Raw genomic sequence first — 15,702 nt, forward strand, 5'->3', positions numbered from 1 at the left:
TTGTTTTTATTACAACTCCACTATGAAATTAAAACATTTTACTTTTCTATTCCTACTGCTTTCTTTTTTCTTTTCATGCAAAGAAAGTGAAACCTCAAAACCAACGGTTAAACAAGAATTACTTGTAGACTTAAGTAAACTTGGCAATGAAATTACTCAATTTCAAAAACTTGCAAAAAGCAATTCTTCGCAGAAAGAAATTGTAGAACAATTTAAAAAATCACGTCTGGCATACAAAAAAGTCGAATGGGCAATTGAATATTTCATTCCTGAAACCGCCAGATTTATGAATGGTCCTGCTTTGGATGAAATGGAATTGGAAGAAAACCGATCTTTTGAACCCCATGGTTTTCAGGTTATGGAAGAAATGATTTATCCTGAATACAATCCCGAAAGCAAAGAAGATTTAACGAGAGAATTGAATATTTTTCAATCGAATATAAAACAGCTTAAAAGCACTTTTGAAGTGATTACCATTAGCGATGATTACGTTTTGGATGCCATGCAACAGAATGTTTTTAGAGTTATTGCATTAGGAATAACAGGCTTTGACAGTCCGATTTTACAGTCTTCAATTCCAGAAGCTGGACAGAGTTTAATCTCAATTCCAGAAACGCTTGAAAAGATTAATATGAATAATAAATCGGTATCTGAATTAAGAGAATTAACCAAAAACGCACAAAAATACTGCTCTGAAAATAATAATTTCAATGCTTTCAATCGTGCCGTTTTTATAACTGAATATCTAAATCCGATTTCGAAAAAACTGAAAACTTTTCAGAAAAAAGAAAATATCAAAAATATAAAGAAAAGCAGTCCTCTAAAACCAACAATTGAAACTCTATTTGACAAAGATGCTTTTGATGTAAATGCTTTTGTACTTTCTAAAGAATATAATTTTACTAAAGAAAAAGCGATTTTAGGCGAAAAATTGTTTTATGATACAAGTCTTTCAAAAAACAATGACCGAAGCTGTGCAACTTGCCATAATCCAGAAAAGGCTTTTACAGACGGTTTAAAAACCAATGTTTCATTAACGGGAATGAATTTACCGCGAAACACTCCTACTCTAACCTATGCTTCTTTGCAGAATGCTCAATTTTGGGATATGCGTCAGTTGGATTTAGAAAAACAAAGTGTAGATGTGATTCAGAATAAAGACGAAATGCATGGTTCGATGGAAAATATTCACGCTAAAATTCAGCTTGATAAAGAATATGTAAAATTATTCAAAAAAGCTTATCCAAAAATCTCAAAACCAGAAGCGTGGCAGATTCAAAATGCTATTGCGAGTTATGTGCGTTCTTTAAACTCTTTTGATTCGAAATTTGATGAATACATGAGAGGAAATAAAAATGCTCTAAACGATTTGGAAATCGAAGGAATGAACCTTTTTATGGGAAAAGCCAAATGCGCAACCTGCCATTTTACGCCTCTGTTTAACGGAACCGTTCCGCCAAGTTATTCCAAAACCGAGCACGAAGTTATCGGAACTCCAAATGATCCTTCAGGAAAAGCTTTAAGTCCAGATAAAGGCCGTTACATTTACAACCAAATGCCTCAGTTAGTCGGTGCTTTTAAAACGCCTACAGTAAGAAATGCTGCCGTTACCGCTCCATACATGCACAACGGAGTTTTTAAAACGTTAGAAGAAGTGGTTTCTTTTTACAATAAAGGTGGTGGAATTGGTTTAGGCTACAAAGTAGAAAACCAAACGCTTCCTTTTGATAAACTGAATTTAACTGTAAAAGAAGAAAAAGCGCTTGTTGCTTTTATGAAAACACTAACGGACAAGAAATACCAGTAAAACCAAAATAAATCTCTATTAAACAAAAACGCCGAAAAGTATTTTTTTCGGCGTTTTCTATTTTTTATTCTTCTATGAAAAGACGATAAGGAAATACATTTGATGATCTATTTTTTAAGTTTTTTATAAAACTTTCGCACAAATAATCCCATTCTGTAGTTGATAGATAATTTCTCTCTGTTGCATTTATTTTTAGATAAATATCTACCGTTCTACTAAAACCTGCTTTTACAGAAATTTCTTTTCGAGTTCCTTTTTCGATTCTAATATCTGTTAAACAGCTTTTAAAATGATTAAACCCAAACGCTTTTATGTCTGCAAATGTTACGATTCTGCCACGAGTAAGTAAAGCATTTCTATAAGCCAAAATACGGTCTTTATTATTCTGCTTGTTCATTCCGCCCACAGTATTGGTAACCAAAACTGCTTCTTTACTTACAAACAGCAAATCGTCTTTAGATTCTAAAACGGTTCCTGCTTTGATGTCATTTCCTTCTTCTGCACAAGTTGACCAATAATGTATCGCAAATGACTTTCCTATAGATTCGTCAATCTTTGGCTTAATCATTAGGTAAGGATCATTATTTTTAGAAAAACTGCTTTCTCTTGCCTGCTGTTCCACAGAGGCTAAAAGCTGATTAATTTCAACCAAAGAACTGTTCATAAAGTCTTTACCCAAACCTGCAAAAGAGGAACTTTCGTCCTTTAGCAAGTCTAATACATTTTGAAGCAATTCTGATGCACTTCTAGAATCGAATCTCGAAACACCACCTGTTCTTAATACGGCATTTCCTTCTTCAAGCACACCGTCTTTAAATTCTTTTATTTCATAGTGATTATTGAATCCATCGATGACGGTATCAACATCCAGATAGAAATTATTGTCTGTTTCTAATGCAATGTATGACAAGAAATTACCCAGCGTTTTATTGATAATATGCTTCTTTTTATTAATTACAGGAAAGCAGTTTGCCGTAAAAGAAACATTATCTAATATTTGCGGAATTAACGATTCTGGAAAAATCATTTTTACCCAAATAATCGGATTATCATTTCTTTCTGTTGCAACTTCAAAGCGTTTATATTCTGCACTGTATTCATTAAGAGGTTTATACTTTAAAGCCCCTTTCAGTGTATAAAAATTATCAAAATAAAACTCGTTTACTTCCTGCATAATTTCACTCAAATGCGTGTAATTACGATTGATAATATTTTCTATATCAATATTGTTTACAGTAACATTGTAACCTTCTTCTACGGCAATTTGTATATCATCATGAAAGCATTTCATTTGCTTTAAATAATAATGAAACATTTCTTTCTGATGTATATTTTTAATGTCAATATATAACATTAAATCTTCAATATCCTCAACTTTCGGATTGGTTAATTCAATTCCTAAGAACACGACACCAGAAGGTAGTGAATTATTATAATCTTGTATGCTATCTTTGTAAAAAAGATTCGAAACCTCGAACAAATTACGCTCATAAGCCACATATTTTATCTCTGCAGACGACAGCTTTACTTCTAATGTTGGCGATAGCGCAATCTCTTTAGTAATTGGCGCTAAAGGATTGTAAATATTATGAATTCTTCGATTTGCCGACATCTGATTCTGCAGTGAAACTTTCATATTATTCTCTATTGGCAAAGCATGCAAAATTGCTCTTGCAGGTTTTACTCCTGTTGTAACTTCTGGAAACATAATTTCCAGAACTCTTTCTACAACTCTTGTTTTAGAGTCTTCAAGCTCATGAGCTACTTTTTCTAACTCGTAAGACAATGCATTAAGCATCATTGATACTACAGGATCAAAAGATGTTTCCATCTCACGGTGCGCCTCCTGGCTATGTTGGTTACGAAGAAGGTGGATTATTAGTCAACAAGATTAGACAAAAACCGTATTCTATTGTTCTGTTTGATGAAATTGAAAAAGCACATCCTTCCGTCTTTGATGTATTTCTACAGATTATGGACGAAGGAAAACTGCACGATCGTTTAGGAAAAGAAGGTGATTTCTCTAATGCCATTATACTTTTTACCTCAAATATTGGTGCAGATCATATCGTTAATACCTTTAATAATGGCGAAATTCCAGCATCAAGTTCGTTAATGGAAATCATGGCTAATTATTTCAGGCCTGAATTTTTAGGACGATTAACTGAAATTGTACCCTTTGCTCCAATCAGCAAGGAAAATGCATTAAAAATCTTTGAAATTCACCTTAAAAAAGAATTCGTCGATTTATTAAAAAATAGCAATCTTACAATAGAGATTCCATTAGAAACAAAACTGTATCTCGCTGAAAACGGATATAATGCCAAATATGGTGCAAGACCTATCAAAAACATTATTAGAACGCATTTAAGAAGGCCTTTAGCAAAGAAAATAATATCTGGAGAGGTAAAAGACAACGATACTATTTCCGTAATTATTGAAGATAATGAAGTAAAATGGGTTATAACAGAACCTATTTCAGTTGAGAATTAATTAAACCTTATCAAATAAAAAAACGCTAAGAAATAAATCTTAGCGTTTTTTTGTTTTTATTCTAAAACTAGGCCTATTTGGCCATCGTCATCTAATTCTGTTTCTACAGGATCGTCTTCTGAAATTTCAGGTTTTTCAGGAACTTCTTCGACTGGTTCTTCATAAGGAAGTGGGTCTAATAAATTCACTTGTCTTAACTTATCTGTGGTTAATTGGTTTCCTAAAGCTTTAAAACCTTTTACGGCTATAAAGTCTTCTACATCTATATGCAGATCGTCTTTTTGAACTCCTTTTACTTTTGCAAAAACCAATTGCGCTACAGGGCGATAATCGGTAGATACGATCTCTAACTGCGAATTAGGATGGTCTGTAATGAAGCTTTCTTCTTTTCCTTCGTTTTCTACAAGGAAACGTTTCAAGAAGTAACGCTCTTTTTCTCCATCATAATAAATCGCAGAAATTGGTTTTTTAGGTTTCCATTTTTCCAAAACAATCATGTCTTCATCGAAATGTGTTGATAATTCTGGAATGATTACTTTCAATTTTCCTGACTGACTAATAACTAAAATTTTATCTGTCGGTTTAAATTCTCCTAATAGTTCTCCTCTTGCGTCAACATTTAAACGCTTTACAGTATCATCAAACCAAACTTTTCTTGGCAGTAAAGTCGAAATTCCTTTTTCTTTTAATTCGATTTTCTTGATTGGATATTTGGTTACCAAGTTTCCTTTAGAACCACGCCCCTTAATCGCCAATTTAGCAAAATCAATATCAAATTTCAGTTTCTTGATCGTTCCAACCTGACGCAATAAAATAGTTACAACCTCAGCTTCTCCATTTGGATTATGCGAGAAATAAACCACCTGAGAACCATTCGTTCCGTTTGTCAAATCATAAGCTTTATCACGTGTTACACCAGTAACATTGAAACGTTTGATATAAGATGGTCCTGATTTACCGTCACGATACATCATATTATAAATGGTACGTTTATCGTTTTTATCAAAAACAGCGGCATGTATAATGTCTTTTCCAATAAAAGTTTTGGCATCGACTTTTGTAATCATCATGGTTCCGTCTCGTAAAAACACGATTACATCATCAATATCAGAACAGTCGCCTACATATTCGTCTTTCTTTAAGCTTGTACCAACAAAACCTTCTTCGCGATTTACGTAAAGTTTTGTATTACGTAAAACTACTTTCGTAGCTTCAACGTTATCAAACACACGAAGTTCTGTCTGACGTTCTCTCCCTTTTCCGTATTTCTCTTTTAATTTTGTAAAGTAAGCAATTGCAAAATCTGTTAAATGCTCCAGATTATACTCTACTTCTTTCATTTCTTCTTCTAACCTCGAAATCAATTCATCTGCTTTATCAGAATCAAAACGAGTAATACGAATCATCGGAATTTGAGTCAAACGCTGTAAATCATCGTCGTTGATTTCTCTAACGAATGATTTTTTGAAAGGCTCAAATCTATCATACAAGTATTTGTATAATGATTCTCTGTCTCCGTATAGTTTGAAGTCAATATACATTTCTTCACGAATGAAGATTTTCTCCAAAGTAGAAAAATGCCACTTATTTTTTAATTCTTCTAATTGTATTTCTAATTCCTGACGAAGTAAATCAACTGTTCTCTCTGTCGAAATTTTCAACATTTGAGAAACTCCAATAAACAACGGTTTATTGTCTTCGATAACACAACCTAGAGGTGCGACAGAAGTTTCACAAGCTGTAAAAGCAAATAAAGCATCAATAGTTTTATCTGGTGAAACACCTGGGAAAAGATGAATTAAAATTTCAACATCGGCTGCAGTATTATCTTCAATTTTCTTGATTTTGATTTTACCTTTTTCATTGGCTTTCAAAATACTATCAATTAAACTCGAGGTATTGGTCGAAAACGGAATCTGCGTAATTACCAATGTATTTTTGTCTAACTGCGAAATTTTAGCACGCACACGTACACGTCCGCCACGCATTCCGTCATTGTAATTCGAAACGTCAGCAATACCTTGCGTCATAAAATCAGGATAAAGCGTAAATGGCTTTCCTTTTAAGATTTTAATCGAAGCGTCAATTAATTCATTGAAATTATGAGGCAAAACTTTTGTTGATAAACCAACCGCAATACCTTCAGCCCCTTGTGCTAAAAGCAAAGGGAATTTTACCGGAAGATTAATTGGCTCTGCTTTTCTACCATCATATGATAATCCCCATTCTGTGATTTTTGGAGAATACAAAACCTCCAAAGCAAATTTCGATAGACGTGCCTCAATATAACGGGGCGCAGCTGCACCGTCGCCTGTTAGAATATTTCCCCAGTTTCCTTGGCAGTCAATCAATAAATCTTTTTGACCAATTTGCACCATTGCATCACCAATACTCGCATCTCCGTGCGGGTGATACTGCATGGTGTGACCAACAACATTGGCAACTTTATTATAACGACCGTCATCCAGCTCTTTTAAAGAGTGCATAATACGACGCTGAACAGGCTTGAATCCGTCCTCGATAGCAGGAACTGCACGTTCCAGAATTACGTACGAAGCGTAATCCAAGAACCAATCTTTATACATTCCCGTTACCTTCGTAATAACATCTTCTCCTTCTTCTTCCTGATTTTCGTAGAAATGTGCTCCTTCAAAATGTTTACCTTCTCCATCAATCACATCATCATCGCCATCTTGAATGTTATCCAGATTTTCATCTTGATTATTCTCGTCGTCGTTTGGAATTATGTTATCGTCTTCTTCGTCTTTCATTTTTATGCTGAATTTATTTCAGTATTTTTTCAATTTAATTTTAACAGAAGTATTTTCAATTCCGCAGTCACTGACTGCGTTTTTTTCAAAATTAAAATATACTAGTCATTGCCTAGTATTTTTATTTTCTCTTTAAGCTTCTTCAAGCTCATCAATTTCAACCTTCAAATTTTTGATAATAAAATCTTGTCTGTCTGGCGTGTTTTTACCCATATAAAAAGATAACAACTGCTCTATTGAAGTATGTTTATCCATCATAACGGGATCAAGACGGATGGTGTCTCCAATAAAGTTTTTGAACTCATCTGGCGAAATCTCTCCCAAACCTTTAAATCGCGTGATTTCTGGTTTTGGTTTTAATTTCTCAATCGCGTCTTTCCTTTCTTCTTCTGAGTAACAATAAATTGTCTCTTTTTTGTTTCGAACCCTGAAAAGAGGTGTTTGTAGAATATACAAATGCCCTTCTTTTATTAATTCTGGGAAAAACTGCAAAAAGAAAGTAATCAACAATAAACGAATGTGCATTCCATCGACATCGGCATCTGTTGCGATTACGATGTTGTTGTAACGCAATTTTTCCAATCCGTCTTCGATATCTAGTGCCGCTTGAAGCAAGTTGAATTCTTCGTTTTCATACACAATCTTTTTAGACATTCCGTATGAATTCAGAGGTTTACCACGTAAACTGAAAACGGCTTGTGTGTTTACGTCACGCGACTTTGTAATCGATCCGGAAGCCGAATCTCCCTCGGTAATAAAAAGCGTACTTTCTAAGTTTCTTGGATTTTTAGTATCAGGAAGATGCGCGCGGCAGTCTCTTAATTTTTTATTGTGAAGATTGGCTTTTTTAGCACGATCTGTCGCCAGTTTTCTAATTCCTGATAATTCTTTTCTTTCACGTTCTGCCTGAAGAATTTTACGCAATAAAGCTTCGGCTGTCGGCGGATTTTTATGCAGGTAATTGTCCAGTTTCGTTTTGATGAAATCGTTAACGAAAGTACGAACAGAAACTGCTGGTGTTCCGTCGTCAGACCCCATATCGGTAGAACCTAATTTTGTTTTGGTCTGAGACTCGAAAACCGGTTCCATCACTTTAATGCTAATCGCACTTACAATAGATTTTCGAACGTCTGACGCATCAAAATTCTTGTTATAAAACTCTCGAATTGTTTTTACAACCGCTTCACGGTAAGCCGCTAAGTGCGTTCCTCCCTGCGTTGTATTCTGACCGTTTACGAAAGAGTGATATTCTTCGCTATACTGCGTTTTACTGTGTGTAAGCGCAACCTCAATATCGTGATCTTTTAAATGAATAATTGGGTATTCTAAGTCTTCTTCGTTGATCGTTTCTTCTAATAAATCGCGAAGTCCATTTTCTGAATAATATTTTTCTCCATTAAAAATAATCGTCAAACCATTGTTTAAGTAACAATAGTTTTTAACCATTTTGACTACATATTCTAAACGGAATTTAAAGTTTTTGAAAATCGTTTCGTCTGGCGTAAAAGTCACTTTCGTTCCTTTACGTTTTGTAGTATCAATTACATCTTCTTCTGAAACTAAATTTCCTGCTGAAAATTCTGCCGCTTTTTGTTTGTCATCACGAACAGATTCTACACGGAAATATGTCGAAAGTGCATTTACTGCTTTTGTTCCGACTCCATTCAGACCTACTGATTTCTGGAAAGCTTTTGTATCATACTTTCCTCCCGTATTCATCTTCGAAACTACATCGACCACTTTTCCTAACGGAATACCACGTCCGTAATCACGAACCGTAACCGTTTTGTCTTTGATACTTACTTCAATAGTTTTTCCAGAGCCCATTACGAACTCATCGATACAGTTGTCTAAAACCTCTTTTAGAAGAATGTAAATACCATCATCCGGCGCAGATCCGTCTCCAAGTTTTCCGATATACATCCCAGGACGCATACGGATATGTTCTTTCCAATCAAGCGAACGAATATTATCTTCGGTATATTGATTTTGCTCTAGCATATATGATTTTAGGATTTTTTGCTAATGTACCATTTCTTAACAAAAAATGAAAGCGTATTTCTTTTTTGTTATGAATAATAACAGTTTAAAATCTATTTAAGTTGATTTTAAAATAAAACGGGCGTCAAAATTATAAAAAACTGCTTTTTCAGCAAAAAAAACACTATCTGATTCCGAGTACTTCTTTTGCCAAAGCAATCATTTCCGGCGTTCCCGTATTTTTGTTTTTTTCATCAGAAAGTTTTACAACACCTTGCCAATGTACATTATCAGGTTTTGTATCAGTTAATTTTATAACCATATTCATGGCTGGAAGACCAACATCGTTGGTAAAATTTGTTCCTATTCCAAACGACATTTTTATTTTATCTTGACAGAAATCGGCAATCTTTTTTACTTTGTCATAATTGAGCGAATCTGAAAAAACAATAACTTTTGATTTCGGATCAATTCCCATTTTGATGTAATGCGAAATTACTTTTTGGGCAAACTCAATCGGATCGCCACTGTCATGTCGAACGCCATCAAAAAGTTTGGAATATTTTTTATCAAACTGATTGAAAAATATTTCTGTAGTATAGGTGTCTGTTAAAGCAATTCCCAGATCACCGCCATAAACTTTCGTCCAGTTTTCAAGACTTATAAAATTTGCCACCTGAAAACCATATTGTGCCGCATGAAACATAAACCATTCGTGAGCATGTGTTCCCAAAGGTCTTCGATTATTGACCATTGCGAAATGCACATTGCTTGTACCAATGAAACTCTGTCCTCCATAAGCTTGCAAAGTCTCATTTACAAGACTCTGCACGTCGTAAGAGTGACGACGTCTTGTTCCAAATTCTAATATTGAAACACCAAGCCTATTGTAATTCTCTATCTTTTCTTTCGTAAGACTTTTTACAGTCTCATCGTCTAAACGAATTAAATGATTTGACTTATAAAAAAGCTCCGAAATCAAAGCCATTAACGGCACTTCCCACAAAATGGTTCTGTACCAATAACCTTCAACGGTAACTTTTATTTCTGAACCTTCCTGACTAATCTGAACTTCAGACGGATCAAAACTATATCCTTGCAGAAAATCTAAATAAGTGGGATCAAGATAAGGACAATAATGAGCGAGATAATTTTTTTCTTCCTTTGTTAAACGCAAATCTGCCATAGCATCGACAGAATTTCGAAGCAACTCCGCAAAACCTTCTGGAAAAATATGTTTTCCGCGGTTTATAAATCCGTATCGAACTTTTGCTTTTGGAAAAAGTTTAATTACAGCATGCTGCATCGTAAATTTATAGAAATCATTATCTAAGATTGATTTCAGAAAAGTGGCTTCCATAGTGTTCAAATTCGGATCATTATTGCTAAGATACGGCAATTTCAGAAAAGATGAAAATTACTGGATTCTTAGCTCATTATTTTTAAACTATTTTAAAAGAAACAACACTATTTCCATCTACAAAAACAGTAATATAATCTCCAATATTGTTATCAATGCCAATTTGAAATTCTAATCCCCCTCGTTTTTCTTTTGGATTTTGAACTTTAACAGCTTTATTGTATTTATTCAAATAAAAAACTTGATTGGATTTTGATATGTTTTTGATTTCAACTGTAATTTTATCTCCATTTCTAGCCTCAATTATTCCAGAGTCTGGCGATTTAATTTTATAATCTTTTTCGATTGTTGTATTGTAAATCAAAGGTCCATTCAAGAAATCTTCTTTACTTAATCTGTTTCCTAAATAAGAACCTGAATCTGGAAAGTGCTTTGCAAAGAAATAATCTGGGTCTGTATCAAAATAAGCAGGATTAAAATCGTTAACCATTCTGCCTTTACTGCTGTCATAATAGCCTTGCCCCCAGGTTACATCCAAAAGACGCCATTTTTTATCAATCAAAACCATATTCCAAGCATGATTGGATGAAGTGGTTTTTCTTCCAATATCCCTAACTGAAATTTTAGAATCACCGCGAATTATTTCGCATTTAATTCCCATCAAAGTAGCCAAATGCTGGTACAAGGCTGTAAAACCTTCACAAACTGCTTTTTTAGATTTAAAAGCTTTCTGAATTAGATTATCATTCAGTTGTTTTATTTTTCGCTGTTTTTCTGCTTCTGAAGAATAGCTGAAGCCTTGCGTTCTTGGCGGATTCAAATACGCATTATAATCGTATCTTATATTGAAAGCAATCCAGCTGTAAATAGCACGCGCTCGATCATAATCCGAATCAAAATCTTTTTCGATTTTGTCGGCTAATTTTTCGGTGCTATCAAAGCTTTTTGGGTATTTTGCAATTATTTTATCAACTTCACTAATCTTTTGAGCAAAAGTAAAATTGATAAAAATACTATTTAATAAAAGGAAAATAAGGGCAATCTTTTTTTGTGGCATTTAAAAATTTGATTTAATAATATCTTTCAGTTCTTGATCTAATTCAGGATTAGAGATTTTATTTTCTTGTAAATCAAAATTCGAGCCAAATGCTGGTAATGAGAAACTTCCTTTAATTTCTGCTCCATAACGCGGGAAAAGATTCTGAGCAATTCCTAAAACAGATGCACCTCCTCGACCGCCTGGAGAAGTTGCTAATAATAACATTGGTTTATGCTGAAAAACGTCTTTCTCTATTCGAGAACTCCAATCGAAAACATTTTTGAAAGCAACAGAATAATTTCCGTTATTTTCTGCCATTGAAACTACTAGAATATCAGCTTCTTTAAGTTTATTCAAGAATGCCTGCGCCACTTCATGCTGACCAATTTCTTTCTCTAGATCTACGCTAAAAACTGGCATTGCAAAATCATTAAGATCTAAAACCTCAACATCTGCATTTTCAAACAAGCTTGATGCGTAAGTCGCTAAACGTTTATTAATTGAGTTCTTACTGTTACTTCCTCCAAAGGCTACTATTTTCATATTTGTGGTATTTGTTTTTTGCCACAGATTAAGAAGATTAAAATGATTTTTAATTTGTAGAAATCTATTTAATCTGTGACAGTTATTTAGTTATTTTCGATTTCAAAAATCTCTTTTTGTATTTCTACAGAATAATCATTTGGTGAAATACTTCCGCCGAAAGCTTTTGCATAGACTTTAGTAAATTCTGCTCCAAAATATAAAATTATCGCTGAATAATATACCCAAACCAAAATTATAATTACAGAACCTGCTGCGCCATAAACACTTGCAACAGTAGAATTTCCTAAATATACTCCGATTGCAAATTTACCTATCATAAATAAAATTGCTGTGCTTGATGCTCCAATAAAAGCATCTTTCCATTTGATAACTCCGTCTGGTAAAGTTCGGAATATAATAGCAAAAAGCAATGTAATACTGGCAAAAACAATCACCAAATTAACCACATAAAAAAAGTAAACAGTTGTGTCTGGAAAATAGAGTTTTAAACGAGCATTTAAAAGATCAAGTGTGGCATTGACCATCAAACTGACCAGCATTAAAAATCCAACTGAGACAATCATAGAAAAAGACATCAACCTGTTTTGAATGAACTTTTTCAAACCTTTATTGGGCTTTGCGCGAAGTCCCCAAATATAATTGATAGAGCTCTGAATTTCCGCAAAAACTCCTGATGCTCCAATCAGTAACATCACAACTCCAAAAACGGTTACAAAGACATTACTGTCTGATAATTGAACATTCTTGATTGCCTCCTGAATCTGTACTGCAGCATTATTTCCAACCAATCGATTTATCTGACCATATAACTGACCTGTGACTGCCTCTTCCCCAAAAAAGAAGCCACAAATGGTAATTATAATAATCAATAAAGGAGGCAAAGCAAAAATGGTATAATAAGATAACGCCGCGCTAAGCTTTATAGCATTGTCATCGTTGAATTCTAAAAATGTTGTTTTTAATAAATACCAAGTTTTCGAAAAGATATTGTGATTTTTCATTTGCTGATTTTTTGATATTCACTCAAATTTAATCAATAATGAAAATTCCTTACTTCTTGGATTTTGTTAGAATTTTATATTTTTTCCATATATAATATTTAATTCCTAGCGGAATAATTGTGCTGGAAACACCTTTATATTTCTACCAATATTTAATTCCTAACGGAATATTTTTTTAGAGCTGAATTCTCGATTTACCAATATGTAATTCCTTTTTAAGATCCATGATTTAAATCAACAATATTAAATCCTTAACAAAACAATCTCGTAGAGATTTAATATTGGTAACTCAAAAAAAACAACACTTTAACTGTCCCGTAAAGACTTAACATCAAAAATCATTTATAATGGCAAAAAATCCCTTTATCATAAACCGTCCATAAACTTGCTTTCTGGTTGGCCGCTTTTAAAGCATTGTTCGCCCAAGTATTACAAGTATAAAAAAGGCTATAGCTTCCTTTAGCTTCATAGAAAGCATCTTTTCTTCCATAACTATGACCTTCAATCCATTGTGGATGAATTGGATCACTAAAACTATTTGAAATATAATTGACTAAGTTTTGATAGTTTTCTCTTGAAATCAAAATGCGTTTGCAGTCTTCACCTTCTCTTAATTGTTTAAAAAACGTCGCATGCACAGCAGAAGAACTGATTCCAAATGCGGCTTTAAAAGCTGTGCTTGCTTTTAAATCTGACCATTCAGGTGTTTCCAAATAAAATCCTTTATCTCCCCAACCAAAAGCGATATAATTCATTAACGAATCTTTTGACTGAGTTTGATTAAACTGAATTTCGTTTCGCCAATCTTTGATTTCATTTTTTATAGGAACCACAATATCGGTATGAACTCCATTTGAAAGAATATAAATGGGAACGGCATCTTTTTCTTCAACTTTTGCAATATCTGAGTTGACTGTAATTTTAGAAATAATTAAAACCGATGAAATGTAAAGGGCAAGAAAACTAAAGATTCCGAAAAGTGTCCAGCCTAGAATTTTGAATGATTTTTTTAGCATTTTGATTGGTTGATTTTTAGATTAGTAATTTGGTTAATTTTTCTGTAACCAATTTTTGAGCCAAAAATTTTCAGTTGCTAAAATGGGACGCGGATTTTACTGATTCGCTTTCGCGAAAGCGCACTAATTTGTCATTTCGACTGAAAGGAGAAATCACACAAGTAACTCGACAAAGATTGACAACTCTCTGTGCGGAGTCTCTAGTGTGATCCTTCGTTCCTCAGGATGACATACTTTGTGAGTATTAACTTTTCGGTAAAAAAAAACTGCTGAATCTCTCCAGCAGTTTAGTCTATTATCTTTCTTCTTGTTTCTTTTCTCTAAAAAAAAATTAAACGTTAAAACGGAAATGCATTACATCACCATCTTTCACGATATATTCTTTTCCTTCCACTCTGAATTTTCCAGCTTCTTTCGCTTTTGCCTCAGAACCGTAGTGAACGTAGTCGTCATATGAAATTACCTCTGCACGGATAAAACCTTTTTCAAAATCAGTGTGGATAACTCCAGCTGCTTGTGGTGCAGTTGCCCCAATATTTATTGTCCAAGCGCGAACTTCTTTTACACCAGCTGTAAAGTAAGTTTGCTGTTTTAATAATTTGTAAGCTGCACGAATTAAAACTGACGCTCCTGGCTCTTCTAATCCCATATCTTCAAGGAAAACCTGACGCTCTTCGTAGCTTTCTAATTCTGTGATATCAGCTTCTGCTCCTACTGAAAGTACAATAACTTCAGCTTCTTCATCTTTTACTAATTCGCGAACTTGATCTACATATTTGTTTCCGCTTACTGCAGAACTTTCGTCAACGTTACAAACGTATAAAACTGGTTTTGCTGTAATTAATTGGAAACTTTCCATAAGAACTTCTTCGTCATTGTTTTGAGGAACGATTGTTCTTGCAGATTTTGCTTGCAATAAGGCTTCTCTAATTCTGTTTAATAAAGCTTCTTCTGTTTGAGCCTCTTTATTTCCTGTTTTTGCAGCACGTTTTACTTTCTCCAAACGTTTTTCGATTGTTTCCAAATCTTTTAACTGCAATTCGATATCGATAGTTTCTTTGTCACGAATTGGGTTTACGTTTCCGTCAACGTGTACAATATTGTCATTATCAAAACAACGTAAAACGTGAATGATAGCATTACACTCTCTAATGTTTCCTAAAAACTGGTTTCCAAGACCTTCGCCTTTACTTGCTCCTTTTACCAAACCAGCAATATCAACGATATCTACAGTTGCCATTTGAACGCGCTCTGGTTTTACCAATTCTTCCAACTTGTTGATTCTTGGATCTGGAACGTTTACAACACCAATATTAGGTTCGATTGTACAAAACGGAAAGTTTGCACTCTGCGCTTTTGCATTAGATAAACAATTAAATAATGTTGATTTTCCAACATTTGGTAATCCTACAATTCCTGCTTTCATCTGTTTGTTTCTATTTATTTTATGCGGGTCTTCAAATTTAAACCCTATACATTAAACCTTGTGATTTAATGGCTTATGATTTACCTGATTTTATCATTTTCTGCCAAAATGCTATTTTTTGGCTTTAAAATTTTGCAAATATAAGATTTAATAGCTCTTGCGCGAAGTAAAAATGGTCAATAATATAATTTTAGATATATGCAATGAAATTTTTAAACATTTTATTAAATTTTTGTTAAAAAACATTACTTTTATAAAACTAA

10 protein-coding genes and 1 pseudogene are annotated in these 15,702 nt (G+C 33.7%); 2 read left to right on the forward strand and 9 right to left on the reverse strand.

What is annotated here, in order from left to right; genetic code table 11:
• Nucleotides 1-22 precede the first annotated feature (22 nt).
• Nucleotides 23-1,807: a cytochrome-c peroxidase gene (locus tag DMB71_RS12985; protein ID WP_111366740.1), complete on the forward strand. Its 1,785-nt coding sequence runs from the start codon at nucleotides 23-25 to the stop codon at nucleotides 1,805-1,807.
• A 64-nt stretch (nucleotides 1,808-1,871) separates the two neighbouring features.
• On the opposite strand, the gene DMB71_RS12990 is transcribed toward DMB71_RS12985, so the two are convergent.
• Nucleotides 1,872-3,638, reverse strand: a complete 1,767-nt coding sequence (locus DMB71_RS12990; RefSeq protein WP_239452966.1) for a type VI secretion system baseplate subunit TssF — start codon at nucleotides 3,636-3,638, stop codon at nucleotides 1,872-1,874.
• Between the two features lie 2 nt (nucleotides 3,639-3,640).
• On the opposite strand from DMB71_RS12990, the pseudogene DMB71_RS12995 reads away from it, so the two are divergent.
• Nucleotides 3,641-4,300 (forward strand): annotated as a pseudogene (locus DMB71_RS12995) (AAA family ATPase); the annotation flags it as partial.
• Between the two features lie 56 nt (nucleotides 4,301-4,356).
• Here the strand turns inward: DMB71_RS12995 and DMB71_RS13000 are convergent.
• The 8 genes from DMB71_RS13000 to ychF form a co-directional block, all read right to left on the reverse strand.
• The gene (locus tag DMB71_RS13000) at nucleotides 4,357-7,071 is read right to left on the reverse strand and encodes a DNA gyrase/topoisomerase IV subunit A (RefSeq protein WP_111366742.1); all 2,715 of its coding nucleotides are present in this window, start codon (nucleotides 7,069-7,071) and stop codon (nucleotides 4,357-4,359) included.
• A gap of 132 nt (nucleotides 7,072-7,203) precedes the next feature.
• A complete protein-coding gene (locus DMB71_RS13005; protein ID WP_111366744.1) occupies nucleotides 7,204-9,072 on the reverse strand; it encodes a DNA topoisomerase IV subunit B in 1,869 nt (622 codons plus the stop codon).
• Nucleotides 9,073-9,235: 163 nt separating this feature from the next.
• A complete protein-coding gene (gene pncB, locus DMB71_RS13010) occupies nucleotides 9,236-10,411 on the reverse strand; it encodes a nicotinate phosphoribosyltransferase (RefSeq protein ID WP_111366746.1) in 1,176 nt (391 codons plus the stop codon).
• An 82-nt stretch (nucleotides 10,412-10,493) separates the two neighbouring features.
• Nucleotides 10,494-11,468 carry a transglutaminase domain-containing protein gene (locus tag DMB71_RS13015; RefSeq protein WP_111366748.1) on the reverse strand — a complete coding sequence of 325 codons (975 nt, stop codon included), beginning with the start codon at nucleotides 11,466-11,468 and terminating at the stop codon, nucleotides 10,494-10,496.
• Complete coding sequence (locus DMB71_RS13020) at nucleotides 11,469-11,993, reverse strand: NADPH-dependent FMN reductase (RefSeq protein ID WP_111366750.1); 525 nt, start codon at nucleotides 11,991-11,993, stop codon at nucleotides 11,469-11,471.
• Nucleotides 11,994-12,079: 86 nt separating this feature from the next.
• Nucleotides 12,080-12,997, reverse strand: a complete 918-nt coding sequence (locus tag DMB71_RS13025; protein ID WP_111366752.1) for a YihY/virulence factor BrkB family protein — start codon at nucleotides 12,995-12,997, stop codon at nucleotides 12,080-12,082.
• A 338-nt stretch (nucleotides 12,998-13,335) separates the two neighbouring features.
• The gene (locus DMB71_RS13030) at nucleotides 13,336-14,013 is read right to left on the reverse strand and encodes a TIGR02117 family protein (protein ID WP_111366754.1); all 678 of its coding nucleotides are present in this window, start codon (nucleotides 14,011-14,013) and stop codon (nucleotides 13,336-13,338) included.
• 331 nt (nucleotides 14,014-14,344) lie between these two features.
• Nucleotides 14,345-15,439, reverse strand: a complete 1,095-nt coding sequence (gene ychF, locus DMB71_RS13035) for a redox-regulated ATPase YchF (protein ID WP_111366756.1) — start codon at nucleotides 15,437-15,439, stop codon at nucleotides 14,345-14,347.
• Nucleotides 15,440-15,702 lie beyond the last annotated feature (263 nt).

Source organism: Flavobacterium tistrianum, assembly GCF_003254545.1.
Classification (GTDB): Bacteria; Bacteroidota; Bacteroidia; order Flavobacteriales; family Flavobacteriaceae; genus Flavobacterium; species Flavobacterium tistrianum.

Coding starts and splice junctions, on each gene's coding strand:
- DMB71_RS12985 (WP_111366740.1), top strand. CDS start 23: ATGAAATTAAAACATTTTACTTTTCTATTCCTACTGCTTTCTTTTTTC.
- DMB71_RS12990 (WP_239452966.1), bottom strand. CDS start 3,638: ATGGAAACATCTTTTGATCCTGTAGTATCAATGATGCTTAATGCATTG.
- DMB71_RS13000 (WP_111366742.1), bottom strand. CDS start 7,071: ATGAAAGACGAAGAAGACGATAACATAATTCCAAACGACGACGAGAAT.
- DMB71_RS13005 (WP_111366744.1), bottom strand. CDS start 9,072: ATGCTAGAGCAAAATCAATATACCGAAGATAATATTCGTTCGCTTGAT.
- pncB (WP_111366746.1), bottom strand. CDS start 10,411: ATGGAAGCCACTTTTCTGAAATCAATCTTAGATAATGATTTCTATAAA.
- DMB71_RS13015 (WP_111366748.1), bottom strand. CDS start 11,468: ATGCCACAAAAAAAGATTGCCCTTATTTTCCTTTTATTAAATAGTATT.
- DMB71_RS13020 (WP_111366750.1), bottom strand. CDS start 11,993: ATGAAAATAGTAGCCTTTGGAGGAAGTAACAGTAAGAACTCAATTAAT.
- DMB71_RS13025 (WP_111366752.1), bottom strand. CDS start 12,997: ATGAAAAATCACAATATCTTTTCGAAAACTTGGTATTTATTAAAAACA.
- DMB71_RS13030 (WP_111366754.1), bottom strand. CDS start 14,013: ATGCTAAAAAAATCATTCAAAATTCTAGGCTGGACACTTTTCGGAATC.
- ychF (WP_111366756.1), bottom strand. CDS start 15,439: ATGAAAGCAGGAATTGTAGGATTACCAAATGTTGGAAAATCAACATTA.